A 24,761-nucleotide genomic window follows, 5' to 3' on the forward strand; every position below is an offset into this window, starting at 1 on the left:
TAATATTATAATAGCTAAAAATTGGTAATTCAATAAGAAAAAAATAGTCGTTTTCAATATTATGTTGTTGCGTTATTTGAGTTTTTCTTCCAAATACTTGCTTAATACGGCTGCATTGTTGTAAGTTTGCTCTTTTGAGCCATAAAGAAGTAAAACATCTTGATCATTTAATGCAGATTTGACCGACTTAATAAAATCGGGCGTTGCTTCATTTGCATCTAATTCAGCACGATATTTTTTCGTGAATTCTGGAAACTTCTCGGGATCATGCGAGAACCATTTCCGTAGGTCTGCTGATGGTGCAATTTGTTTTGCCCATAAGTCTAACTGTGCCCTAACTTTGGACATTCCACGTGGCCAAACTCGATCAATTAAAATTCGATATCCGGCGGGCAGATCCTTGTCATATATACGTTTAACAATTAATTTACTCATAATATAACTAGACCTCTTTTGAATTAATTTCAACATAATTGTATCATAGCAAACGTTAATACATTTATAGGAGGTTTTATGGCTACTACTAGAGAAATTGTCTCGTTTAGGGATGTAGCAAAGATTTACCGCGGCAAGCCGGCGGTTTCAGACGTCAACATTACCGTAAAAGAGGGGGAATTCGTTTGTTTCATTGGTACTTCTGGTTCAGGTAAAACGACCACAATGCGAATGATCAACCGAATGTTAGAACCTAGTAAAGGAACAATTATTTTTAAAGGGAAAAATATTAAAAAATATGATCCCGTTAAGCTTAGAAGAACAATTGGATATGTCATCCAGAACAATGGGTTGATGCCTCATATGACTATCAAGGACAACATCACCCTCGTACCAAAATTATTGAAATGGCCTCAGGAAAAAATGGACCAGAAGGCCACCGAATTAATCAAACTTGCTGAATTGCCAGAAAGCTATTTGGATCGTTATCCAGCTGAGTTATCTGGTGGGCAGCAACAAAGAATTGGTGTTGTGCGTGCTTTGGCCGCCGACCAAGATATTATCTTGATGGATGAGCCTTTCGGGGCCCTAGACCCAATCACGCGTGACAACTTACAAGACTTAGTTAAACATCTCCAAGAACAATTAGGTAAGACCATTGTCTTTGTTACCCACGATATGGATGAAGCCTTAAAATTAGCTACTCATATCGTCATCATGGACAGTGGAAAAGTTATCCAAGACGATACGCCAGATAATATTTTGCAGCACCCTGCTAATAACTTCGTTAAAAACCTCTTAGGTGAGGAACGTTTATTGCAAGCTCAACAAAATACTTTATCCGTTGGCGATATCATGTCGAAAAATCCAGCTCACATTACTTTAGGAAAATCTCTTTCAGAAGCAATTTGGGAAATGAGCAGACACCATGTCGACTCATTATTAGTTACCGACGATAGTAAAAAATTAAAAGGTTACATTGATCTCGAAACAATTAACGATCATTATTCAAAGGACCTCAGTGTCAGCGATATTTATGCTAACAACTTGATCAAAGTCCGTGCCGACTCATATTTACGAGATACTAGTGAACGGATCTTGAAACAAGGATACAAATACGTTCCGGTTGTCGACTCTGACAACACACTGATCGGAATCGTTACCCGTGCATCGTTAGTAAACGTCGTTTACGATGCCATCTGGGGTAAGGATGAATTAGAAAATCCCGAAGATGCCAACCTACCTGCTTCGATCACCGAAGGAAGTGAAAAGGCATGATTGACTTTCTCAATCAGCACGGTTCCGAATTGATCATTAAAACTTGGGAACAGATCTATATTTCTGGACTCTCAATTTTATTAGGTATTATCGTTGCTGTTCCGCTCGGAATCCTGTTAACCAGGTTTCCCAAGACGGCTAAATACATAATGTCATTTACTAGTATGTTGCAGACAATCCCGTCTCTAGCATTGCTAGCTTTAATGATTCCGATCTTTGGTATCGGAAAACTACCTTCTATTGTCGCTTTGTTTATTTATTCATTATTGCCAATTTTACGAAACACTTACATTGGAATGGCTAAGGTCAACCGCAACCTAGTTGACGCTGCAAAAGGGATGGGTATGACCACCATGCAGTCGATCATGCACGTTGAAATTCCAATGGCCATGCCAATTATCATGTCTGGTATTAGACTTTCCACAATCTACGTTATTTCTTGGTCAACTCTGGCATCATATATCGGTGCCGGTGGTCTAGGTGATTTCATCTTTGATGGATTAAACCTTTACAACCCAAGCTTGATCATTGGTGGAACTATTCCAGTCACGATCCTAGCTATTCTTTCTGACTATTTATTAGGCAAACTAGAAAAGCACATCACACCAGTCACTAAAAGAATTGAGGTGTGATCATGAAAAAATTTAAAAAGATCATCACTTTATTCTGCTTATCACTCTTAATTTTTGTATCAGGATGCGGTTGGCCTGGATTAGGTTCAACTTCAAAAGATACCATCAAAGTTGCCAGTCTTTCGACAACTGAATCAATGATCTTGGCTGAGATCATTATGCAGCTGATTTCGCACGAAACTGATCATCACACCGAGATCGTCAACAACTTAGGTTCTGGACAATTGGTCCATCAAGCCTTAGTTAACGGCGATGCTGATATTGCTTCAGATAACTTTACCGGTAATGAATTGATCACGACCTTGAATCACGCACCAATCAAGGATGAAAAAACTGCTAATCGTGTCATTAAAAAGCTATACAAATCACGATTCGATGAGACGTGGATGCCAACTTATGGATTCCAAAACACTTACAATATGTTGGTCACGCAAGAAACTGCTAAGAAATATCACTTGAATAAGATCAGCGATATGAAGAGCATCGCTTCAAAAATAGATGTCGGTGCTGACAATATTTGGGTCAACCGCCCCGATGACGGATATAAACCTTTTTCACAGGCTTATGGTTTTGAATTCAAGCGTGTCTATCCAATGCAGATCGGATTAGTTTATTCAGCCGTTGCTGCCGGTAAAATGTCAGCTGTTTTAGGATATTCAACTGATGGTCGGATCAAGAGTTACAACTTAAAGATATTACCTGACGACAAAAACTTTTTCCCACCTTACGATGCAAGTATGGTCGTGAATAATTCATTGTTACGAAAGTATCCTGAATTAAAACCATTGCTGCATCGTCTGGATGGCAATATTTCGTTGTCGCAAATGCAGACTATGAACTACCAAGTCGACAATGACCTACGTGAACCTGAAGACGTGGCTCATGAATTCTTAGTTAAACACAACTACTTCCGAGGTGATAAATAATGGCTAATCAACCCTTGTGGAACCAATTGGTCTTTTACTTCACCCATAATGGAATGTATTTATTGGAACAATTTGGACGCCACTTTTTAATTTCATTTTACGGTGTTTTGCTGGCCGCTGTTGTCGGTATACCACTTGGTATTTACATGGCAAATCACTACCACTTAGGCGACTTTATCATTAGTGTCGCAAACGTTATTCAAACTGTCCCATCCTTGGCCATGCTGTCGATCATCATGCTTTGGTTAGGATTAGGCGTGAATACGGTTATCATTACAATTTTCCTATATTCGTTGTTGCCTATTTTAAAAAACACTTACACCGGAATGAAAAACGTTGATCCCAATACTATCGACTCTGCTCGTGGTATGGGGATGACATCATTTCAATTGCTGTATATGGTCAAACTTCCATTAGCTATGTCAGTTATTATGTCTGGTATTAGAACCGCCATGGTGGTTGCCATCGGTAATACCGCTATCGGTGCCTTTGTTGGAGCGGGTGGTTTAGGTGATCTAATTATCCGTGGTACTAATGCAACTGATGGTGCCCCATTGATCTTGGCAGGTGCTTTGCCAACAGCAATCATGGCCATCGTTACTGATTTAATTATCGGCTTGTTGCAAAAGCATTTTGAACCAACCGGCTACTTTAAAGAAGACGAAGAATAATTTTATTAGCACTCATAACTTTTGAGTGCTATTTTGTTGCAATTATCAAATGAGGAACTATAATGTATTTGTAAAGTGAATGAGAGATAAGAAATCACTCACCGTTATAACTCATTTATGGAAGGAAGCATCAATATGGCAAATGAAATTATGGACCGTCGTAATGATATTAGAGATTGGATGAACATGGATCCTTGGATGAATGGATTTACATCATTATTTGGTGATAACTTACCATCAGCTGAAGCTTTGAAAACAGACATCAAAGAATCAGACAAGGATTATCAAGTTCGTGTAGACATGCCTGACTTTGACAAGAAGAACATCGATGTCAGCTACAATAACAATACTTTAACTATCAGCGGACACCGTGACGACTTTGCAGACAAAAATGATAAGAATGGCGATGTCATTATGAGCGAACGTTCAAGCGGACGCTTTGCAAGACAATACCACTTACCAGCTGTTGACTCTGATAACATCGAAGCAAACTATGACAATGGAGTTCTAGACATTAAGTTGCCAAAGTTAGCTAAGACAACAGACTCAAGTCACCATATCGAAATAAACTAATTACAAATTACAAACTAGTACAAAGAGCTTAGGAACAAGATCCTAAGCTCTTTTTGTCTGCGTTATAACGCCTACTCTAAAATTCACAAAATCTTCACATTTTGAGAATAAATAGTTCATAAAGCTTGAGTATAGTATTAGTTGTAGATGAGGGAAGAAAGTTCCTTCCTCTCACCCCCCTATAATAAATAGATATATTTAATCCCCTATAACAATTAAAAAAATAGTATCCTTCCCCGGGATACTATTTTTTTGTTCTAACATTAAATTTGTGATCAACTAGACCAATCTTCACAATTAATTCATAGTTTGAAAATAATTAGTTCATTTTTGTCGGTTATAGTATTACTTGTAGATGAGAGAAACAAACGTCTTTCATCTCTCCCCCCTATAACATATATAAATATTTAATCCCCTAAATATATTAAAGAACACTCCTCCCCAGAGTGTTCTTTTTTTGTTTTTGAAGACCCGACATCTTCACAAATGTTTCATACTCTCAAAATAATTTATTCAATATTTTTGATTATTATAGTACTTGTAGATGAGAGGAACAGAGAGTCCTCTTACTACACTCCCCCCTATAACAAAAATACAACTAAATAATCCCTAACTTAAAAAAATAACACTCCTTCCCCTGAGTGTTATTTTTTTGTGCTCCGAAAATTTAACCATCAAAAAGATAATAATCACAGTTATCAGATACATTTTGCATTGCTAATTTTTAATTGAGAGAAAAGCTGCCAGCATACCTTCATTCAACATAAAAAGAGAATTTGACTTAACTCTGTTTAGACGGAGGACGAAAATCGCGTGGGGACCAAATGCTGAAATCATCCTTAGCAATTTATTGCTTAGGATGAGGCCAAGCTTTAAGAAGGAGCGTACGTCGCCACAGCGCGTGCGCCACCGTTTAAAATGTTGGCTACGCCAACCAACACTAGGGATGCCAGCATGTCACGGATCCCCGAAAGCGATTTTCGTCCGGAGTCGGCCCGCATACAAAAAAGGGCTATGCTCTCGCATAGCCCTTACTACTAATTATTTGGTTTCATTCCATAATGAATCGCTGCCGATTTCATCATAAAATTGTGAACACGAATATTGATAAATCCTGCATCCCGATACATTCTAACCAATTGTCTGATACTGACAAACTTGTTAACCGAATCATCCAAATATTGATACTCTTGCTTCTTGGAAGCAAAAACCTTACCCATTGCTGGCATGATCTCATTGAAATAAAGCTTCCAACCCCACTTAACCACCGGAGTATCCACCTTGAATGCTTCCAAACAAACTAATTGTCCATTAGGCTTTAAGATTCTGAAAATCTCGCTTAAAACTTGGTTAGCATCCGGAACATTTCTCAAGCCAAATCCAATCGTCACGACATCAAATGTATTGTCAGGATAATCCAAATTCATTGCATCGCCTTGCTTGAGTTGAATATTATCAATGCCAGACTCATTAACCTTTTTTTGTCCAATTTTCAACATCTCGCTGCTGAAATCCAATCCAATGATATGCGATTGTGGAAATTTGGTACCTAGCACTAAACTCCAATCAGCCGTTCCACAGCAAAGATCTAAGATATCATGTGGATTTCCCTTGATCATCTCGGTAGCTTGCATACGCCACTTATTATGGGTTCCTAAGCTCATGATCGAGTTTAACTTGTCATAGTTACCCGCAATTGAATTAAATACGTCTTGAACATCTTTTTCTGGGACCTTGTTTGTTAACTTTGCCATCTAAACACTCACCCTTACATTCAATGAAATAGTTATATACCATTATAAGTTAATTTCGGGGTTCAGCGTTAACCATTTACTCATTAAATTTTTTTTCGAGCATAAAATCTCAGATAACGATTTTTTTCAGTCAACTGATACTTCGAAATCCCCGCATTAGCTGATTGAACCACTTTTGAAATATCGGAAATTCCGGTAACTTGTTTAAAAATTGCCCGACTGATAAATCCATGGCAGACTGCCATAACTTTCTTATCGCCCAATTTCGTCACATCTTGCAAAAAGCTTTCGACTCGTTGGTAGACGTGTTCATAGTCTTCAGCATTTTCGGCGTAATTGATATAGCTAGGCAATAAAAATCCATTTTCATCAAAAGTTTGTGGATACTTCTTTTCCAATTCATCCTCTGATACGCCGTCCCATGATCCGTAATCAGCTTCGTACAAACGGTCATCTTGGATCAACTCGTCGTGAACGCCCTTGTTCAAAATCTCTGCTGTCTGCAAGGCTCGTGTCATCGGACTAGTGTATACAACATCAAACGATGACATATCAATTTCTTTGGCTAGATTCTCGGCTTGTTGAATGCCCTTCTCGTTTAAGGGCATATTTGTCGAACGACCGTTAATTCTCATTTCTTTGTTAGTGTCCGTTTCACCGTGACGGACTACATATAATTCAGCCAATTTAAAACTCCTTTTAAATGCAATTTTTTAAAAAATCGAAACACGTTTATAATCTTTGTAAGAATATTATTAATGCCACTCCGCCAAGTCATTCGTATATGACTATATCTTGGGGTTCAGACCTATTGTATGAAATCTGATTATAGGTAGGCAAGCAATATGCTGACCCATCGCTATCGTATTTCTAATAATGCGATAACATCACCGTGCTTTATTGACATACCTTTTCAAATTTTATACTATTAAGAAAATTGAATAACCTTTAATCTTAGTCCCGCGAGGCTAATAAGGATCACTTAAGTCTTTTATTTCGGCAATCACGGGATAGAGGACTATTTTTTTGAAAAAATTTAGGGGGCAATAAATTGGATACAAATGATAAGAATTATCGAAATCCTGAAGCGGTCTTGGACCTCTATGAACGTCCGCCGCTAGCCAGCTGGCCACTACTTTCACTGCAACATTTATTCTCAATGTTTGGGGCTACAGTGTTAGTGCCATTGCTAGTTGGATTGGATCCTAGTATCGCGCTATTCAGTTCTGGTATTGGTACCATCTTGCACATTTTGATCACTAAAGGTCGCATCCCAGCTTACATGAGTTCCAGTTTCTCATTCATTGTGCCAAGTATCGCCTTGATGAAAACCGCCGGATACGCCGGAGTTGCTCAAGGTACTATTGCAGTTGGTCTCGTTTATCTGATCGTTGCAGCAATCGTTGGTATTGCCGGATCTGACTGGATCGATCGAGCACTGCCACCAATCGTTGTAGGACCAATTGTTATCGTCATTGGACTTTCAGTTGCCGGTTCTGCAGCTAACAATGCAATGATGAACGGAAAGCATTACGACTTAAAGTACTTTGGAATTGCGATGGCAACCATGTTGCTGACGGTATTATTCAATATGTATCTTAAAGGATTCTGGAGTAATATTGCGATTCTTCTCGGTATTATTTGTGGCTATGCACTATCAGTTGCTTTAGGAATCGTCGATTTTTCAAAGGTAGCTTCAACGCCTTGGTTCAAGCTTCCTGCATTCGAATTTCCATTTATTAGTTACCATCCAAAACAGATCTATTGGGACGCGATCCTGAGTTTTGCGCCAATTGCCTTTGTTACAATGGCTGAACATTTAGGTCACATCATGGTCCTAGATGAATTAACTCATCGTGACTTCTTCAAAAATCCTGGTTTACACAGAACATTAGCCGGTGATGGTACAGCTTCGATTTTTGCCGGTTTAGTCGGTGGTCCACCAATTACATCATACGGTGAAAACATTGGTGTTATGGCCGTTAACAAGATCTTCAGTGTTTACGTCATTGTCGGTGCTGCTGTCTTTGCAGCATTATTCGGTTTTGTCGGTAAATTGAGTGCTTTGATTCAAACTATCCCTGGACCTGTAATCGGGGGAATCAGTTTTATCCTCTTCGGCGTTATCGCCTCAAGTGGATTAAGAATCTTAGTTGATAACAAAGTCGACTTTAACCGAAAACGTAACTTGATGATTGCATCAGTTATTTTAGTTATCGGTATCGGTAATGCTTACCTAGAAATTGGAACCTTCCAATTTACTGGAATCGGTGTTGCCACGATCATGGGTATTTTATTAAATCTAATTTTGCCAAGAGAAGCTCTTTCAGAAGAGTAAACAAAAAGTCATCCGAAATTTTCGGATGACTTTTTAATTTACTCTGATTTCTTACCTGTATTGTGATTGGCGAAAATAAAGAATTTGGAAAATACATAGTTACCGACAATTGCTAAGAACTGACCAACGATTTTTGACAAGTTACCATTGGCAGACAATAGTGAAATACCGACCCAAAGCGTTAATGCTTCGATCAGATAGGTAAAAATACGCGTTCCGTAAAAAGCTGTCATTTCTTTGATTGCCGTATCGGATTTGTGTCTGAAGACAATCTCACGATCGACCCAGAATCCTACTTGAACACTTAATACCCAAGCAACAATGTTGGCAAATTGGTAATTTAATCTAAAAATCTGAAACAGTAAATAAAAAGTTCCAATATTAACGACTACCGAAATTAGTCCCCATAAAATATATCGAATTCCTTGTTTAACGTTGCTTTCTTGAACAGGATCACTTTCGCTGGGGAAAGTTGTTCCCGCATCATTGATACCTTCTGAAATATCGTTGACTAGTTTAGAAACTTTGTCGTCGTCGTGCAGATGCGTTTGATTATTCATAACTTTGACCCCTTTCCTGTATAGTTCACTAACTCTATATTAGACCTTTTTTAATGATATTAAAATAGTATCACAAAAATTTTTATTAAAAAACGTCCAATTTTTTCAACTGGACGTTTTAATGGATCAATCTATTTATTTAAACGAGCTTGTAATTCAACAATTTGTTTTCTTAATTTGTCGCCAACATCAGTATCTCCAACAGTTTTTCTCTTCGCAGACTGTTCGATAACACGTTTTGTCGATACAACATCGGTCATATCTGCAATTGCTTTAGCCCGTGTTGTAAATGGTTCATGCGTGACTAGTTGGAAGCCATAGGAGTTCGATAGCAAGGTATATCCGCCGATACCAGTGGTCTTATGGTATGGCTTGGACATTCCACCATCGATAACGAAAATCTTTCTGTTGGCCATAATTGGCGTGTGTCCACGTTTGACTGGTGTATGACCGTTAATGATATGGCCTTCATCTGGATCTAGTCCAAACTCTTTGAGTAATTCATCAGCGAACCACTCTTCTTTTCTCAATGAATAATAGGCGTTTTTATGCTCAACGTGAAGTTCTTTGTCTTCAATATAGTAACGTTCAAATGTCGTCATCGATTCCTTACCAAATAGTGGCGACATCTTTCCAGTCCACAAATACCAAATAACATCCGTTTCAAGGCCATCATCCACACTCGGATTTTGGAAACCATCCTTCAAGGTCTTTTCGAAAAAGTCGAATAGAGATTTACCAGAGTAGTCTTTTCCTTCGACAGTCCATTTTTGCATTGTTCCGTCATCATTGACTGGGACGCAGCCGTGCAACAGCAAATTGCCATTGTATTTAAGATACATCGAACCATTGCTCATCATAAATGACATATGATAACGAAGTTTTGGCGAATCAATGAATTGACGGATCAAGTCGTCAATAATGTTCTGTTCTTTTTTAGTCAGATGATAAGGATCATCGGGATCGACCAATTGGAAACAGCCGTTAGTGATCGGATAAATTTTTCCATTGATATCAATGCTCTTTCGGTCTGGTGAAAGCCGATGCAATAGCATTCGATTTTCCATATCAAAATCAGGACGTCGTTTGATAGCTTGCCCTTCGAGTTTAAACTGCATAATTGCCATTGCTTGTTGAACTGTGTTGTCATATATAGAATCTGAGCTATCGATCTCGTCGCCGGTATCAGAACGGGGATTGAAGACTGGGAGCGGCGTATAGTTTTCTTCAGCAAATTCCTTGAGGTCACTTAGATCAATGTCATAAGTATCCGTCAATAATTTCAAATTATTGTAACGAGCACTGATTCTGATCAAGTTGGCCATGCAAAGTTTTGACCCGCAAAGACTGCCGATCCAAAGGATATCGTGGTTGCCCCATTGAAAATCTAAACTGCCCCAACGATTCATCAAGTGGTCCATGATCAAATCTGGACGAGGTCCACGATCATAAACATCCCCAATAATATGCAAGTGGTCAACGACCAAGTGCTGAATAGTATGACAAGTTGAAATGATGAATGAATCTGCCATGCCAAGCTTGATAATATCTTCCATTACTTCGCGGTAATAGCTACGTTTAGTTAAGTCTGACTGGTCTGCATAGAGCAATTCTTCAGTAATGTAAACAAAGTCGTTCTTGATTGCCTTTCTGACCTTTGAACGCGTGTACTTGATCGACGTATAACGCAACATATCGATCAATTCATTAAAGACATCAAAGTACCATTGTTCCAAATCGACGTCCTTAGTAAACTCCTTCTTGATCTGACCTAAAATTTCGGAAGGATAATAAATCAGGAAAGCAAATTTTTTCTGACGGTCCTCGGTTAAGCGACCTGTAAATAATTCAGAAATTTTTTGACGCGTATTTCCGGAACCATTTCTTAAGATGTGAGCAAACTCATCGTACTCACCATGAATGTCACTGACAAAAGCTTCAGTTCCCTTGGGAAGATCAAGAATAGCTGAAAGATTGATAATTTCAGATTTGATTTCGTTATCATTTGTGAAATTTTTCTTCATGTTTTAACCTAGACCTCTCTTTAAAAAAACAATGTAAACGCTTTAATTATTGTACCACTTATATCTATACCATTGGCAGTTCAATTTTTGGTATCACAATATTTTTTATCCTATAATGGCCTTGTGGAGGTGTTAGAATGAGTTTAACAATGAATTCAACGATCACACTAAACAACGGCGTTAAAATGCCACAACTCGGAATGGGTGTCTGGCAAATCAATAACGCTGGAGCTGCACAATCTGTACAATGGGCGATCAAGCATGGCTATCGTGCCATTGATACTGCTAAACAATATGGTAACGAGGCTGGTGTTGGCGAAGGATTAGCCAAAGCATTAGCTGATAATAATTTAAGACGTAAAGATGTATTTTTAACAACAAAGATTTTTAACGGTGATCAAGGCTATCAATCAACTTTGGATAACTTTGAAGGTCAACTGAATCGTTTACAAACTGATTATGTCGATCTTCTATTGATCCACTGGCCAGTAGATGGAAAATATATGGATACTTGGAGGGCTCTTGAAACCATTTATCGCGAAGGTAAGGCTCGGGCAATCGGTGTTTCAAACTTCAATATCTCAAGATTAAAGGATATTTTGAAGATGGCTTCGATCAAACCTGCTGTCAACCAAATGGAATTCAATCCAGTTTGTCAAGAAGGCGATATCAAACAATTCTGCGATAGACATAACATTCATCTTGAAGCCTGGTCTCCACTTGGCGGTGGACGTGTTCTTCAAAACAAGGTCTTAGAATCAATCGCCGATAAATATGATAAGAGCGTAGCTCAGATCATTCTTCGTTGGGACTTACAACGTGGCGTGATCACCATCCCTAAGTCAGTCCATGAAGACAGAATCGTTCAAAACTCTGATATTTATGATTTCGAATTAAGCGAAGATGACGTCAAACTTATCAACGGACTTGATAACGATGATCGGAGTCTTTGGTACGGCGGCTTCAAGTGGTCAGGAAATCCAGAAGGATATACTGATAGCGTTGCTAGCTGGGATGACGATAAAGAATTTATCCATTAAATTGTTAATAGAACCAAAATAAGGAATCGTGATTTCTCACGATTCCTTATTTTATTGCTTAAATTTATTTACCTTGTAACACTAGTTTGTTCTACGACGACTGAATACAGCTAATCCAAGAACAGCCATGATCAACATCAAAACTCCGACTACTAAAGCAGTCTTATTGTTGCTATTGCCTGTTTGTGGGAATTTATTTGATGATGCAGCAATTGGAAGACCACCATTATTCATTGGACTAATTGTGGAAGTTCCAGTTGTTCCATTTGAAGTATTTCCAGTTACATTTGGTAATACTTGTTGATCATTTGTTGATCCTGAAGTTGCAGGATTTGATGAATTGGAACTGTTAGAGTCAGTTGTTCCATTTTCATCGGTACCAGGTTGAGTAGAACCTGATCCTTCATTATTGGAATTGTCGGTACTTGGATTGCCAGTACCTGATCCTGATGCATCAGATTCCTCGTCATTTTCATCAGTATCTGGGTTGCCAGTTCCCGGTTCCTCTGTACCAGGTTCTTCAGTACCAGGATTCTCAGTATCTGGGGAACCAGTTCCTGGCTCTTCAGTACCTGAGCCATCAGTATCTGGATTCCCAGGTTCGGTTGGCTCCGTTGTTCCTGGACCTGGAGCTGGAGTAATTACTGGTGGTTCAATTGGTTCTGTTGGTTCAGTTGGACCTGGATTTGGTTCAGGTTCTGGAGTACTTGGCTCGGTCGTACCTGGACCTGGTTCAGGACTTGGTGCGGGAGTGATTGTTGGTGGTTCAATTGGCTCCGTTGGTTCTGGATTTGGTTCAGGTTCTGGAGTACTTGGCTCCGTTGTTCCTGGACCTGGTTCAGGACTTGGTGCGGGAGTAATTGTTGGTGGTTCAATTGGTTCCGTTGGTTCTGGATTTGGTTCAGGTTCTGGAGCTGGCGGAGTTACAACCGGAGGCGTTGGATTTGGCTCTGGTTCAGGCTCCGTAGTTCCGGTATCAATTTCTGGACGTGAAACTGATGCCTCCGCAGAACCACTATTACCACTATCATCAGAGTAACTTGCTAGGTTTTCAAATGTCCCAGCAGCAGTCGGATCTGATGGTTTAGATTGATAGGTCAACGTTAGATCTCCAACAAACGTACCGTCAGCTTTAAAGGTCAAAGTTTGACCATTCAAAGAAACGTTTACTGGAATTTCATTACCCGTTGAATCCATCAATCTAGCACTTCCTTCAACGTAATTGTGGTTATCGCTCATTGTATCCGTAAAGACAGGATTCAATAATGAATTACCATTTGAAATTACGTCAATTGCCCAATTGATCGTGGTTGGATCATTTTGGTCAACCCATGCACCAGTCTTACTCATTACGATCGGTGCTAATTCTGTAGGTGGTGCTTCAGTACCGTATACAACAATTCTGATGAATCCATTCCGGTTAGTGTATTTTTGAAAGTTCTTATTAACAGTAACCGTTCCTACATGGGATCCAGCTGGAACTGTTGTTGTACCGCCTCTTACACCATTACTTAATGTAAGAGGGAATTCCTTATCAGCCACAATTTTGACATTATCCGGAATTTGAAAATTAAAAGTATCACCTGACTGAGTTTTTACACCTCTAGCGATACTCCATTTGTAATTCACAGTAAATTCCTCATTCTGCGGTAAAACTGCAGTATGGGGCACAACCGTGCCATTTTCGTCTTTGATAACAGCATCGCTTAGGCTAACTCCAGATACATACGGAGTTATATTAGCTGCCGAAGCGTTAGACGTTGAGCCGACAAAAAAGAACAAAAATGCTGCTAAGGTTGCAAAAAGCGAAAGCAAAATTTTCTTCATATAAAGTCCCTTTCGACAACCCCTATATAACCTACCATGTCTATATCCAACTACAATGTAACACCGTGATATTGAAAGTGATAATAGATAGCTTGTTAGTTTCATAACTAACTTTTACCTTAAAACACATTATTTTATCAAATTCAATCATTCAACTAATCCTAATTTATTTCCAAATTTAATCATGGCAAAAAAAATGAACCGCGATAAAAATCGCCATTCACTTTTTAAATCTAGATAAATCTATTAAATATTTTTACGACGACGTAATGTCACCATTCCAATACCAAAAACCATTAACATAATTCCACTTAAAAGATAGACATTATTTTTAGCTTCGCCTGTCTGTGGAAGTGAGTTTAATGAATTAACAGGTCTTGATCCATTAGTAGTAACAGATTGAGGAAGTCCATTTACATCATCCATAATTGATTCTTCACCGTAATCAACAGTACTTCCATTACTTGAATGAGAAGTATTATTGCTTGAGCCATTTCCAGTGAATGGATCGTCTGATTCTGAATCGTTATTATTAGTTGAACCAGATTGACCATTATCAGTTACGTCTGGTTTTGAATTTCCAGAATTTGAATTACCATCTGAAGATCCTGGTTTTGAATCTCCGGAATTTGAATCGCCTGAATTTGAATCTCCAGAATTTCCACCATCTGGATTTTCTGTATCAGGTTCTTGTGTACCTGGATTCTCAGGATCAGGATTCCCTGGTTCAATTGGAGCAGGATTTTCAGGATCAGTTACACCTGGATCTGGTTCTCCTGGTGCAGGCGTTGGATCAGGTTTCCCTGGTTCTGTTGTACCTGGATCGGTTGGTCCTGGTGCAGGTGCTGGATCAGGTTTTCCTGGTTCTGTTGTACCTGGATCAGTTGGTCCTGGTACAAGTATGATATCTGGTGGCAAAATTGGATCTGTTGGTTCAGGATCTGGAGCAGGTGCTGGATTTGGCTTTCCTGGCTCTGTTGGTGGTGCTGGAACACCTGGTTCGGTTGTTCCTGGACCAGGAGCTGGAGTAATTACCGGTGGTTCAATTGGTTCTGTTGGTTCTGGGTTTGGAGCTGGATTTGGGTTTGGTGCCGGTGTTGGTCCTGGAGCCGGTGCCGGAGCTGGATTTGGTGCTGGTTCCGGATCTGGGTCTGGAGCCGGTGCTGGTGTTGGCTTGATTTCTTCACGCGAAATCGTGCCTTCAGCTGAACCAGTATTTCCCTCATCATCTGAATAGACAACAGTATTGTCAAAAGTTCCGGCAGCTGTTGGATCATTTGGCTTAGTTTGATAAGTCAAGAATAAATCTCCAACAAATGCGCCCTCTGCTTTGAAAGTTAATGTTTGTCCAGATTGAGAAACATTAACCGGAATAGCATTTCCTCGAAAATCAACCAATTTAGCTGTGCCTTCGACATAGCTTTGGTTTGCACTCATTGTATCCGTAATAACCGGATTTACTAATGAATTACCCTTCCCGAGCATAGTAACCGTCCAATTGATGGCAGTTGGGTTGCTTGGGTCAACCCATGTACCTTCTTTACTCATAGCAATTGGTGATAATTCGCCAGGAGTTTCTGGTACAGTTCCGATTACGTACACGCCAATATTTCCGGTACGGTCAGTGTTAGGGAAATTCTCATTAACGGTATAAACCCCCGTATGAGCACCCTTTTTCACAACAACGTTACCAGTAACGATTCCCTTTGCGTTGATCAAAGGAAAATCTTTATCCTCATGAACATAAACATTACTTGGAATCTCGAAAGTGATGGTATCTCCAGCACTAACTGCTGCCCATCTAGATACTTTATAATGATAGTTCACAGAATATCTTTCGTTCATGGGTAGTTCATCGTTTGGACCAATAACTCTGCCATTTGAATCCTTAATGACAGCGCTACTAACGCTAACCCCCGAAGTAGATGAAGTAATATCTTTAGCCTGACTGACTGAAGTTGTACTACATACTACCAACAAAAATGTAGCTATTGTCGCAATTAACCAAGGCAATAGTTTTCTCAAAAAAAATCCTCCTAAATTACTACCTCCTATATGAGACTTTCTATCAATATCACTATCTAAACTAACACGTTTGAAACAGTTAAGATAGCAATTAGACTTGTTAGGAACATAACATTTATTTTCATGTGCCTTTATAATTTTTTCCATAAAATTTTTGCAACAAACACCGATATATCAGCATTCATGCATGCAATAAAAAAAGGACGCGATTTTGAAATCGTGTCCCAGAAAAATTAATTATTTGATCTTAAACTCTTTGGATTTAGAATCATATTCAAAATAATAGCTGAAAAACTTCCGACAACTAATCCATTATTTAAGATTGTTTGCAATGTTGAAGGCAAGAAGTGAAGTAACGTTGGTTGAACTGTTACACCAATTCCTAAACCAATTGCGATTGCCATGATCAACAAGTTGCTATTAGTCATTTTAACTTGAGATAGCATCTTGATACCTTGAGCACCAACCATTCCAAACATTACTAACATAGCCCCGCCTAACACTGAGTTAGGAATTAGGGTCGCAACTGCTCCGACCTTGGGGATCAATCCTAGTAAAATCAATAAGAATGCAGAAAAATAAACTGGTTTATTCTTTTTGATACCTGATAATTGCACGATCGCAACATTTTGTGAAAAAGTCGAGTATGGAAATGTATTGAAAATCCCGCCTAAGATAGCAGCGATACCTTCTGAAGCGTATCCACGTTGCATATCATTTTTACTCAAATCACGTTTTGTTACTTCGGCTAGAGCATAATAAACCCCAGTCGATTCGATCATACAAGTTAAAGCAGCCAACAGCATAATTACAATTGATGACCACTCGAACTTAGGCGTTGCAAAGTAAAATGGCATTGGCACTTGGAACCAGTGTGCTGAACTAACGCTCTCAAAACCAATCTTACCCATAAATACAGCAATGATGTATCCAGCAACAATACCGATCAAGATAGCGATCTGTTGAATAAAACCACGACCCCAGATCGTAAAGGCAATAATGATCAATGCTGTGACAAAACCAAGGATCAAGTCTTGAGGACTACCAAAGTTTTTGGCTGTGGCATCCCCACCACCAATGTTTTGAAAAGCTACTGGAATTAAAGTAAAACCAATCAAAGTGATCAAAGATCCAGTAACCACTGGTGGGAAGAATTTCTGTAGATTTGCGAACAATTTGGATATCAGTAGTATAAAGACACCGGCGGCAATAATCGCACCATACATGTAGGCAATCCCAAAGTGGTGCCCAACATTTTGCAATGGTGTAACATATTCGACCGCTGAACCAAGTACCACCGGTAAACCGATACCTGTTAGAGGAGTGCGTTTAATTTGTAATAACGTTGCCACTCCACACATAAAAATGTCGACAGAAATCAAATAAGTCATTTGTGTAGCTGAAAAACCTAGTGCTGTACCAATCAAAATTGGCACTAAAATATCTCCTGAATACATGGCCAACAAATGTTGTAGGCCGAGGATCAGATTTTTAAAAAATCCGTCCGCTTGTTTATCCATTTTTAAGTCCATATCTACCCCCTACTTATTTGAAAAATTATATCATCTTTTTTGACCGATATGACAGTGCCATTAAATAAATTTGATTATACCTATGCTAAAATAAAGCTAATTACACTTAGGAGGGTTCCACAAAAATGAAAAAAAATCATTTAGAGGATGCCTGTACCTCCGTTCTTGTTGGTAAAAATGCCAGCATCGATGGTTCTACAATGATCGCAAGAAATGACGATACTTTTGATCCAATCAATCCTCAAAAATTTGTCATGCATCCTGCTGTCGAAGGCGAATCAGGAAGAAAAGTTAAATCTTACTTGAATAAATTTGAGGCTGAACTACCAGCTGATAATTACAAATGGCCAGCCGTTCCAAACGTTGATTACAAAACTCTGGGCTATTACGATGAGAGTGGTATCAACGGTGCTAACGTTGCCATGTCAGCAACTGAAAGTACTTATGGTAACGAACGTGCTTTAGCATTTGATCCACTAGTTAAAGATGGTATGGACGAAGACGTTATCGTCAGAATGGTCTTGCCATTTGTTGACTCAGCTAAGTCAGCCGTTTTAAGAACTGCTGATTTGATCAAACAATTTGGATCACCTGCTGGAAACTCACTACTATTCAGTGACAAAGACGATATTTGGTATATGGAAATCGTTACTGGACATCACTGGGTCGCTCAACGCATCCCTGATGACTGTTATGCTGTTGCTGCTAATCGTGTTTCGATCCAACAAGTTGATTTCAATGACCCATCACAATTTATGTGGTCAGATGGAATTCAAGAATTTGTTGAAGAACATCATTTAAATACTGATAAAACTGGATTCGATTTCAGACATATCTTTGGTACGACTAACCTTAAAGACCGTCACTACAATACTTCACGTGTTTGGTTCGGTCACAAGTACTTCAATCCAGAGATTGAAGAAGACCCAGAAGATGGCGATCTACCATTCATCATGAAGACTGATCACAAGATCAATGTCGATGATATCGAATATGTCTTGGGTTCACATTATAATGAAACCCCATTCGATCCATACAGTCCTTATGCTTCTGAAGACGATAAGCATCGCTATCGCCCAATCGGTTTGAACAGAACTCAAAACTCGCATGTTTTGCAGATCAGAAACGACGTTCCTGAAGAATTTTCTGCAATTATGTGGCTCTGTGTCGGTTTTCCAACCTTTACCCCATACATTCCTTTCTACACTAATATGGACGAAACTCCAGAATCATATAGTGACGTTGCTCCTAAGTTTGAATTCAAAAATGCCTATTGGATGTACAATGCTTTATCAATGCTAGTTGAATCGCATTACACAGAATTCATTCAAGACGATATCGACTACTTAACTGAATGTCGCCAAGAATTAAGAACAGCCATTGCTGAAACTGATAAGTTAGCTAAGGATCACTCAGGCAACGACCTATCCGCCTTTTTAACCAAGAGAAACAACCAAATCGTTGACCAAATGGCTCAAAAAGCACATCAAATGTTTGCCGACCTTTACACTAAAGGAATTCGTCTTTCGAAATTAACTTTTGATATGGATGCAAACCTATAATACGCAAAAAAATCACTTCATTATGAAGTGATTTTTTGTTTCTTTTAACTAATCTACATCTACTTTCATCGAATTTTCTGCATCGATATGTTTTACCGAATAGAAAGCATACATTAGCAATCCGATCAATAACCAGCCTGCATAGTTGAGCCAAGCATTTAGGGGGAGATTGGCTAGTAGCAAGATACAAACGATCATTGATGCGATTGGAATAACGTATCCAAATGGAACTTTGAAAGGACGTTCTAGATCTGGGTGCTGACGGCGTAACAAGATAACCATCAGAGAAATCAAGAAGAACACACATAGCGAGCCAACGTTAGCGAACACGGCTAAATTCTTAATATCCAACAATCCTGCACAAATTGCGGCAATGAATCCAATTAGCCATAAAGCGTTATTAGGACTACCTGACTTCTTATTTAATGTAGCAAATTTCTTAGGAAGGAATCCACCACGACTCATAGACATCATGATGTTGGCTGAAGCGTAGATAAACGCGAGCACAACAGCGATGATACCAAGGATCGCACCGGCAGCAATTATTTGTGCTGCTACATTATGACCTTTTTCTAGAAGAACGAATGACATAGCTTCCGGAACGTTTAAACGATCAAACTTTACGACACCTGTCATTACCAAACTTACAACAACGTACATTAGGGTAGCTACAATCAGGGAGATGAGGATAGCTTTAGGGAGAGTCTTTTGCACGTTTTTAGTTTCCTCAGCAGAAGTGGCTAATGCATCAAAGCCTAAGAAGGCAAAGAACACTGTTGAGGCTCCGGCGAAGACGCCAGATACACCGTATGGTAAGAATGGTGTCCAGTTACTTTTATTAATATCTGAAAATCCTACGACTACAAACAAGACAATGATTGCAATCTTAACTAGAACTAAGATATTATTTAAAACTTTACTTTCGCTAGTACCTTTCGATAAAACAAATGTTACAAGAAAAATCATGATGACAGCAGGTAGATTGATGATCCCGCCATTAAATGGAGACATAATTAAAGCTTTGGGAATTTCTACGCCAAATTCGGCGAAGAATGAATGGACATATCCAGACCATCCATTCGCTACAGTTGCGGTAGTAGTAATATACACACCTAACAATGTCCAACCGGCAAAGAATCCTACACGTTTTCCGATCGAGGCCCACGCGTATACATAAGCACTACCAGAATTGGGGATACTAGTAGTTAGCTCCGCATAGCACAGACCGATCAGTCCACTGGCTAATGCCGCGATCAAGAATGAATAGACAACTCCAGGTCCCGCATCGGTTGCAGCCACGATACCAGTCAATACTAAAATACCAGTACCGATGATTGCTCCGATCCCCAGAATCGAAAGATCAAACAGACCTAAGGTTTTCTTACGATCACCTTTTTTGGCATTATCCAAAAGGATCTTTATGTCAATTTTGTTATTATCCATTGTTTGTTACATTAACTGGTCTGAAGGTCAGCAGCAAATGGTGCGTATGGTAATTCCAAACTATCTGCTACGGCCTTTTCAGTTAATTTACCATCCCAAGTATTGATACCTGTCAAGATAGTATTGTTCTTTGCGGCTTCGTTTAATCCCTTGTTAGCAATTTCTACTGCATAAGGAATTGTTGCACTGGAAAGTGCTTCAGTAGCAGTCTTTGGAACTGCACCAGGTATATTAGCAACTGTATAATGCAAGACATCATGTGATACGAATACTGGATCACTATGAGTTGTAGCTTTAACGCTAGTTTCGAAAATACCACCTTGGTCAATTGGAATATCAACCACTACAGAACCAGGTTCCATACTTTCGATCATTTCAGTTGTAACTAGTTTTGGAGCAACTGCACCTGGAATTAATACAGCCCCGACTACTAAATCAGATTTCTTAACGCACATGGCAATATTATGAGGATTTGAGATCAATGTTTGAACTTTTCCATCAAAAATATTTTCTACTTCTGCCAATCTTGCTGCGTTGATATCAAGAATTGTTACGTTTGCACCTAATCCAACTGCAATCTTAGCTGCGTTGAATCCTACTGTTCCGGCGCCGATGATGGTTACTTCACCACGTCTAACACCGGGAACACCTGAAAGTAACAATCCTTTACCACCATTTACTTGTTCGAGGAAATGTGCCCCTACTTGGACTGACATACGTCCGGCAATTTCACTCATTGGAACTAATAGTGGCAATCCACCTCTTGGTCCAACCATCGTTTCATAACCAATTCCGGTGGTTCCACTCTTGAGTAGAGCTTCGGTGAGTTTCTTGTCAGCAGCTAAGTGAAGATATGTATAAATAATCAAATCATTTCTAAAATATTTGTACTCAGCTTCCAGAGGTTCTTTAACTTTGATAACCATATTGCAGTTCCAAGCATCCTCTGCTGAACCCATCTCTGCTCCCATTTCTTTATATTGTGGATCTGTGTATCCTGATCCAACACCGGCATTGGTCTCAACTACGACCTCATGCCCAGCCCGAACCAAATTTGCAACTCCGGCCGGTGTAATACCAACACGTTCTTCGTGATTTTTAATTTCTTTGGGTATACCAATTTTCATAATGGCGCCTCCTTAAAATTGAAATCGCTTTCTTAATGCAATCACAGTATAGCAAGATTTTATAAATTTCACAATCACTTTTCGTAAGATATTCTTACAAAAATAGTTATAACATTGCCGTGTCAACGGTTATGATTAAGTAAATATTTATAATATATTGTTATAATGGGATAGAACTTTTTTCACAATGTGGCAAACGTCATGTCATTTATTAAATAAATGCTATGCCAATTTTTTGTTATCCAGATAAAAACATTCCCAAATTAAGACTCCTAACGGTATAATAGGCGTAATAGTTTTTGGTTACGGAGGGGTTTTTATGGAAGAAAGTACTAAAGAGATCAGAAAAAGACTAAAAAAAGGTTTCTTTCTGGCACTAATTGCTTCAATTACTTGGGGTATTTCTGGAGCTGTTCAACAAATTGTCGCTAAAGACATGAACATTCCTGCAATGTGGTTCGTTGGCGTTAGAACAACTGTCGCCGGAGTTATCCTGTTAGCAATTGCTTTAATTGTTTTACCCAAAAATGAATTCTTTTCGATTTTTAAATCTTGGAAAGAAACGCTGACTTTGATTGCGTTTTCAATTTTTGGATTGTTTTTAAATATGTACACGTTCTTTTATGCTATTCAACAAGGAAATGCATCAACTGCAACAATCCTTCAATACTTATCGCCATTGTTTATCATGTTAGGATCGATAATCTTTTTCCATAAAAAAGTATTACGTGTCGACGTGATTTCTTTTGCCCTCGCTTTACTTGGTGTTGTATTGCTGATCACACGTGGTGACTTCTCAAAACTCGCCATTCCTTTTTCATCAGTACTTTGGGGAATTGGTAGTGGTATCACCGCTGCTTTATATATCGTTATCCCACAACAATTGATCGCTAAGCACAACGGACTTTTGGTAACTGGTTGGGGAATGCTTTTTGCAGGTATTTTCTCAAACTTTTTCCATCCAATGTGGGTCAACGCACCGCACCTTTCAACAAAAGGATTGCTGGGCGTTATTGGCGTTATCTTATTGAGTAACGTTATTGCCTTCTTACTTATGGTATTCAGTACTAAATACACCACTGCCGCAACTATCAGTATCACTGATGCGGTCCAGCCTTTTACTACCCTAGTGTTAAGTGTTCTATTCTTATCGCTACAAGTTAACTTTGCCGAAGTCGCTGGTGCTATTATTGTTGTAGTAGCAATTTATGTTTTAAATCGATTTGATGCAGATTCTCAGTAACAAAAGGAGATTAATCACTTTTTATGAAAATATTTGCTTACGGAATTCGAGAAGATGAAAAACCATCATTGGAAAATTGGCAAAAAGCGAATCCTGAAGTTGAGGTCGGTTATACTGACCAAACATTGACGCCAGAAACTGCTAAATTAGCTGATGGTGCCAGTGGCGTAGTCACTTTGCAGACTACACCTTACGAAAGAGAATCGTTGAAGATTTTGAATGACCAAGGTATCAAGAACATTTCGATCCGAAATGTCGGTTATGATAATTTCAACTTTGACGACCTCAAGGAATTCGACATGAAACTATCAAATGTTCCCGTATACTCGCCTAACGCTATTGCCGAACACGCTGTGCTGATGATTGGTCGTTTATTAAGACGAATCCCAGAAGTTGATCAAAAATTCGATAATGGGGACTTTACTTGGGCTCCTACTATCGGTAAAGAATATCGTGAACAAACTGTCGGCGTTATTGGAACTGGTCATATTGGTCGTGTTGCCATCCAAATGCTGCAAGGATTCGGTGCCAAAGTCATTGCTTACGATGTCTATCATAATGAAGATATCGAAAAGCAAGGATTGTACGTCGATACATTAGACGAGCTTTACCAACAAGCTGACGTCATTACGCTCCATGTTCCGTTAACATCTGACAATGCTTACATGATCAATGACGATGCCATTTCAAAAATGAAAGACGGCGTCTACATTATCAATTGTGCCCGTGGTGAATTGATCAGCAATGAGGCACTGATCAAAGGTTTAGATAGCCACAAGATTGCTGGTGCAGGATTAGATGTTTTGGATCACGAAAACAATGTTTTTGGTAAAAAATGGGGCAGCATCGATAACTTGCCCGACCCTACCATTAAAAATATTGCTGAACGTTTAAATGTTATTTTGACGCCGCACAATGCTTTTTATACTGAAACGGCTATCCGCAATATGATCGAAGTATCATTTAATTCCAATAAAGATCTAATTGAAGGTAAAATTCCTGACACGTTAGTCTTTTCAAAAAAATAATTCCATCAAAAATACACCAATCTAATTTGGTGTATTTTTTTATATTTAGTTATAAACTGGTCATGCATGAGTCAAATAGATAACTGATGCGTTGTTAAAATGTATACATCAAAAAGTATCGGAGGTTTTAGTTATGGTAGAAAAATATGAAGCAGATATCGTCGCCATCAATGGTGAGAAAATTGGTAAAAATCCACATGGCAAGGCTACCTTTTCCGTGAATGGCAATAATTTAGATATCAAGATCAGCATGGATGATACTCCAGAAAATACCCAGCATTGGGAGCATTTTCACGGCTTCCCAGATGGTAAAGATGCTCAAATCGCCACGGCAGCACAAGACGCAAATGGCGATGGATTCGTTGATCTTCCAGAAACAGAGCCAGTATCCGGAACTACCATGGTCCCATTTAACGACCAACCAGAAGAAATGAACATCCCCAATGACGAATATCCTGTATCAGATGACAAGGGACATTTCGATTATGAGCGAGTCGTTCCGTTAGATATTTTGGAGAAAAAATTTAAAGAAGCATTTGGCGATACAGAATTGAATCTCGATAAACGAGTAATCTATATCCACGGCGTTCCTGATAGTCTGGAACTTCCAGTTTCAGTCGGCGGTGCCGTTGGCGATTACGATGCTCACACTACCCTACCGATCGCAGTTGGAAAAATTAAAAGAGTCTAAAAAAAATCCCGAGAATTTTATTCCCGGGATTTTTTAGTGTTGAGCAGTTTGC

The 24,761-nt window shown here is 39.0% G+C and carries 21 protein-coding genes; 11 read left to right on the forward strand and 10 right to left on the reverse strand.

Features of this window, described 5'->3' with window-relative positions; all coding sequences use genetic code 11:
* Positions 1-72 precede the first annotated feature (72 nt).
* Complete coding sequence (locus LKF16_RS06130) at positions 73-435, reverse strand: DUF488 domain-containing protein (protein WP_291469663.1); 363 nt, start codon at positions 433-435, stop codon at positions 73-75.
* A 78-nt stretch (positions 436-513) separates the two neighbouring features.
* Here LKF16_RS06130 and LKF16_RS06135 point away from each other — a divergent pair, with 78 nt between their 5' ends.
* From LKF16_RS06135 to LKF16_RS06155, 5 genes are all read left to right on the forward strand, one after another.
* Complete coding sequence (locus LKF16_RS06135; protein WP_291469665.1) at positions 514-1,713, forward strand: betaine/proline/choline family ABC transporter ATP-binding protein; 1,200 nt, start codon at positions 514-516, stop codon at positions 1,711-1,713.
* Positions 1,710-2,345 carry an ABC transporter permease gene (locus LKF16_RS06140; RefSeq protein ID WP_291469667.1) on the forward strand — a complete coding sequence of 212 codons (636 nt, stop codon included), beginning with the start codon at positions 1,710-1,712 and terminating at the stop codon, positions 2,343-2,345. The genes LKF16_RS06135 and LKF16_RS06140 overlap by 4 nt, the downstream gene beginning before the upstream one ends.
* 2 nt (positions 2,346-2,347) lie before the next feature.
* Complete coding sequence (locus tag LKF16_RS06145; RefSeq protein WP_291469668.1) at positions 2,348-3,271, forward strand: osmoprotectant ABC transporter substrate-binding protein; 924 nt, start codon at positions 2,348-2,350, stop codon at positions 3,269-3,271.
* Positions 3,271-3,942: an ABC transporter permease gene (locus LKF16_RS06150; RefSeq protein ID WP_291469670.1), complete on the forward strand. Its 672-nt coding sequence runs from the start codon at positions 3,271-3,273 to the stop codon at positions 3,940-3,942. The genes LKF16_RS06145 and LKF16_RS06150 overlap by 1 nt, the downstream gene beginning before the upstream one ends.
* 135 nt (positions 3,943-4,077) lie before the next feature.
* Positions 4,078-4,515 carry an Hsp20/alpha crystallin family protein gene (locus LKF16_RS06155; protein ID WP_291469672.1) on the forward strand — a complete coding sequence of 146 codons (438 nt, stop codon included), beginning with the start codon at positions 4,078-4,080 and terminating at the stop codon, positions 4,513-4,515.
* A gap of 1,037 nt (positions 4,516-5,552) precedes the next feature.
* Here the strand turns inward: LKF16_RS06155 and LKF16_RS06160 are convergent.
* On the reverse strand, positions 5,553-6,269 hold the full coding sequence (locus LKF16_RS06160; protein WP_291469675.1) for a demethylmenaquinone methyltransferase: 717 nt from the start codon (positions 6,267-6,269) through the stop codon (positions 5,553-5,555).
* An 83-nt stretch (positions 6,270-6,352) separates the two neighbouring features.
* Positions 6,353-6,955, reverse strand: a complete 603-nt coding sequence (locus LKF16_RS06165; protein ID WP_291469676.1) for a histidine phosphatase family protein — start codon at positions 6,953-6,955, stop codon at positions 6,353-6,355.
* Between the two features lie 365 nt (positions 6,956-7,320).
* On the opposite strand from LKF16_RS06165, the gene LKF16_RS06170 reads away from it, so the two are divergent.
* Positions 7,321-8,607: a uracil-xanthine permease family protein gene (locus LKF16_RS06170; RefSeq protein ID WP_434735160.1), complete on the forward strand. Its 1,287-nt coding sequence runs from the start codon at positions 7,321-7,323 to the stop codon at positions 8,605-8,607.
* A 38-nt stretch (positions 8,608-8,645) separates the two neighbouring features.
* Here LKF16_RS06170 and LKF16_RS06175 read toward each other — a convergent pair whose 3' ends face one another.
* Together LKF16_RS06175 and LKF16_RS06180 are read right to left on the reverse strand one after the other, a co-directional pair.
* A complete protein-coding gene (locus LKF16_RS06175) occupies positions 8,646-9,167 on the reverse strand; it encodes a GtrA family protein (protein WP_291469678.1) in 522 nt (173 codons plus the stop codon).
* 131 nt (positions 9,168-9,298) lie between these two features.
* Positions 9,299-11,191: a fructose-1,6-bisphosphatase gene (locus tag LKF16_RS06180; RefSeq protein ID WP_291469680.1), complete on the reverse strand. Its 1,893-nt coding sequence runs from the start codon at positions 11,189-11,191 to the stop codon at positions 9,299-9,301.
* Between the two features lie 137 nt (positions 11,192-11,328).
* Between LKF16_RS06180 and LKF16_RS06185 the strand changes: the two genes are divergently transcribed.
* Positions 11,329-12,231 carry an aldo/keto reductase gene (locus LKF16_RS06185; protein WP_291469682.1) on the forward strand — a complete coding sequence of 301 codons (903 nt, stop codon included), beginning with the start codon at positions 11,329-11,331 and terminating at the stop codon, positions 12,229-12,231.
* Positions 12,232-12,312: 81 nt separating this feature from the next.
* Here the strand turns inward: LKF16_RS06185 and LKF16_RS06190 are convergent, their stop codons facing one another.
* From LKF16_RS06190 to LKF16_RS06200, 3 genes are all read right to left on the reverse strand, one after another.
* Positions 12,313-14,058: an Ig-like domain-containing protein gene (locus LKF16_RS06190; RefSeq protein WP_291469684.1), complete on the reverse strand. Its 1,746-nt coding sequence runs from the start codon at positions 14,056-14,058 to the stop codon at positions 12,313-12,315.
* A 246-nt stretch (positions 14,059-14,304) separates the two neighbouring features.
* Positions 14,305-16,083 carry an LPXTG cell wall anchor domain-containing protein gene (locus LKF16_RS06195; RefSeq protein ID WP_291469686.1) on the reverse strand — a complete coding sequence of 593 codons (1,779 nt, stop codon included), beginning with the start codon at positions 16,081-16,083 and terminating at the stop codon, positions 14,305-14,307.
* 233 nt (positions 16,084-16,316) lie between these two features.
* The gene (locus LKF16_RS06200; RefSeq protein ID WP_291469688.1) at positions 16,317-17,615 is read right to left on the reverse strand and encodes a nucleobase:cation symporter-2 family protein; all 1,299 of its coding nucleotides are present in this window, start codon (positions 17,613-17,615) and stop codon (positions 16,317-16,319) included.
* Positions 17,616-17,740: 125 nt separating this feature from the next.
* Here LKF16_RS06200 and LKF16_RS06205 point away from each other — a divergent pair, with 125 nt between their 5' ends.
* Positions 17,741-19,177 carry a C69 family dipeptidase gene (locus LKF16_RS06205; protein WP_291469690.1) on the forward strand — a complete coding sequence of 479 codons (1,437 nt, stop codon included), beginning with the start codon at positions 17,741-17,743 and terminating at the stop codon, positions 19,175-19,177.
* Between the two features lie 48 nt (positions 19,178-19,225).
* Here the strand turns inward: LKF16_RS06205 and LKF16_RS06210 are convergent, their stop codons facing one another.
* A complete protein-coding gene (locus LKF16_RS06210) occupies positions 19,226-20,620 on the reverse strand; it encodes an APC family permease (RefSeq protein WP_291469692.1) in 1,395 nt (464 codons plus the stop codon).
* A gap of 11 nt (positions 20,621-20,631) precedes the next feature.
* Positions 20,632-21,747, reverse strand: a complete 1,116-nt coding sequence (ald, locus tag LKF16_RS06215) for an alanine dehydrogenase (RefSeq protein WP_291469694.1) — start codon at positions 21,745-21,747, stop codon at positions 20,632-20,634.
* A 319-nt stretch (positions 21,748-22,066) separates the two neighbouring features.
* On the opposite strand from ald, the gene LKF16_RS06220 reads away from it, so the two are divergent.
* The 3 genes from LKF16_RS06220 (at position 22,067) to LKF16_RS06230 (ending at position 24,709) form a co-directional block, all read left to right on the forward strand.
* On the forward strand, positions 22,067-22,990 hold the full coding sequence (locus tag LKF16_RS06220) for a DMT family transporter (RefSeq protein WP_291469696.1): 924 nt from the start codon (positions 22,067-22,069) through the stop codon (positions 22,988-22,990).
* A gap of 23 nt (positions 22,991-23,013) precedes the next feature.
* Complete coding sequence (locus LKF16_RS06225) at positions 23,014-24,018, forward strand: D-2-hydroxyacid dehydrogenase (protein WP_291469698.1); 1,005 nt, start codon at positions 23,014-23,016, stop codon at positions 24,016-24,018.
* A gap of 133 nt (positions 24,019-24,151) precedes the next feature.
* Positions 24,152-24,709 carry a hypothetical protein gene (locus tag LKF16_RS06230; protein ID WP_291469700.1) on the forward strand — a complete coding sequence of 186 codons (558 nt, stop codon included), beginning with the start codon at positions 24,152-24,154 and terminating at the stop codon, positions 24,707-24,709.
* Positions 24,710-24,761: the final 52 nt, after the last annotated feature.

Origin of the sequence: Companilactobacillus sp., assembly GCF_022484265.1 — a bacterium.
Taxonomy (GTDB): Bacteria; Bacillota; Bacilli; order Lactobacillales; family Lactobacillaceae; genus Companilactobacillus.

What these genes read in the sequence shown, in the direction of transcription:
- LKF16_RS06185 (WP_291469682.1), top strand. Translation starts at nt 11,329, where the DNA reads ATGAGTTTAACAATGAATTCAACGATCACACTAAACAACGGCGTTAAA.
- LKF16_RS06180 (WP_291469680.1), bottom strand. Translation starts at nt 11,191, where the DNA reads ATGAAGAAAAATTTCACAAATGATAACGAAATCAAATCTGAAATTATC.
- LKF16_RS06220 (WP_291469696.1), top strand. Translation starts at nt 22,067, where the DNA reads ATGGAAGAAAGTACTAAAGAGATCAGAAAAAGACTAAAAAAAGGTTTC.
- LKF16_RS06210 (WP_291469692.1), bottom strand. Translation starts at nt 20,620, where the DNA reads ATGGATAATAACAAAATTGACATAAAGATCCTTTTGGATAATGCCAAA.
- LKF16_RS06175 (WP_291469678.1), bottom strand. Translation starts at nt 9,167, where the DNA reads ATGAATAATCAAACGCATCTGCACGACGACGACAAAGTTTCTAAACTA.
- LKF16_RS06225 (WP_291469698.1), top strand. Translation starts at nt 23,014, where the DNA reads ATGAAAATATTTGCTTACGGAATTCGAGAAGATGAAAAACCATCATTG.
- LKF16_RS06140 (WP_291469667.1), top strand. Translation starts at nt 1,710, where the DNA reads ATGATTGACTTTCTCAATCAGCACGGTTCCGAATTGATCATTAAAACT.
- LKF16_RS06200 (WP_291469688.1), bottom strand. Translation starts at nt 17,615, where the DNA reads ATGGACTTAAAAATGGATAAACAAGCGGACGGATTTTTTAAAAATCTG.
- LKF16_RS06205 (WP_291469690.1), top strand. Translation starts at nt 17,741, where the DNA reads ATGAAAAAAAATCATTTAGAGGATGCCTGTACCTCCGTTCTTGTTGGT.
- LKF16_RS06160 (WP_291469675.1), bottom strand. Translation starts at nt 6,269, where the DNA reads ATGGCAAAGTTAACAAACAAGGTCCCAGAAAAAGATGTTCAAGACGTA.
- LKF16_RS06155 (WP_291469672.1), top strand. Translation starts at nt 4,078, where the DNA reads ATGGCAAATGAAATTATGGACCGTCGTAATGATATTAGAGATTGGATG.
- ald (WP_291469694.1), bottom strand. Translation starts at nt 21,747, where the DNA reads ATGAAAATTGGTATACCCAAAGAAATTAAAAATCACGAAGAACGTGTT.
- LKF16_RS06150 (WP_291469670.1), top strand. Translation starts at nt 3,271, where the DNA reads ATGGCTAATCAACCCTTGTGGAACCAATTGGTCTTTTACTTCACCCAT.
- LKF16_RS06190 (WP_291469684.1), bottom strand. Translation starts at nt 14,058, where the DNA reads ATGAAGAAAATTTTGCTTTCGCTTTTTGCAACCTTAGCAGCATTTTTG.
- LKF16_RS06130 (WP_291469663.1), bottom strand. Translation starts at nt 435, where the DNA reads ATGAGTAAATTAATTGTTAAACGTATATATGACAAGGATCTGCCCGCC.
- LKF16_RS06230 (WP_291469700.1), top strand. Translation starts at nt 24,152, where the DNA reads ATGGTAGAAAAATATGAAGCAGATATCGTCGCCATCAATGGTGAGAAA.
- LKF16_RS06135 (WP_291469665.1), top strand. Translation starts at nt 514, where the DNA reads ATGGCTACTACTAGAGAAATTGTCTCGTTTAGGGATGTAGCAAAGATT.
- LKF16_RS06145 (WP_291469668.1), top strand. Translation starts at nt 2,348, where the DNA reads ATGAAAAAATTTAAAAAGATCATCACTTTATTCTGCTTATCACTCTTA.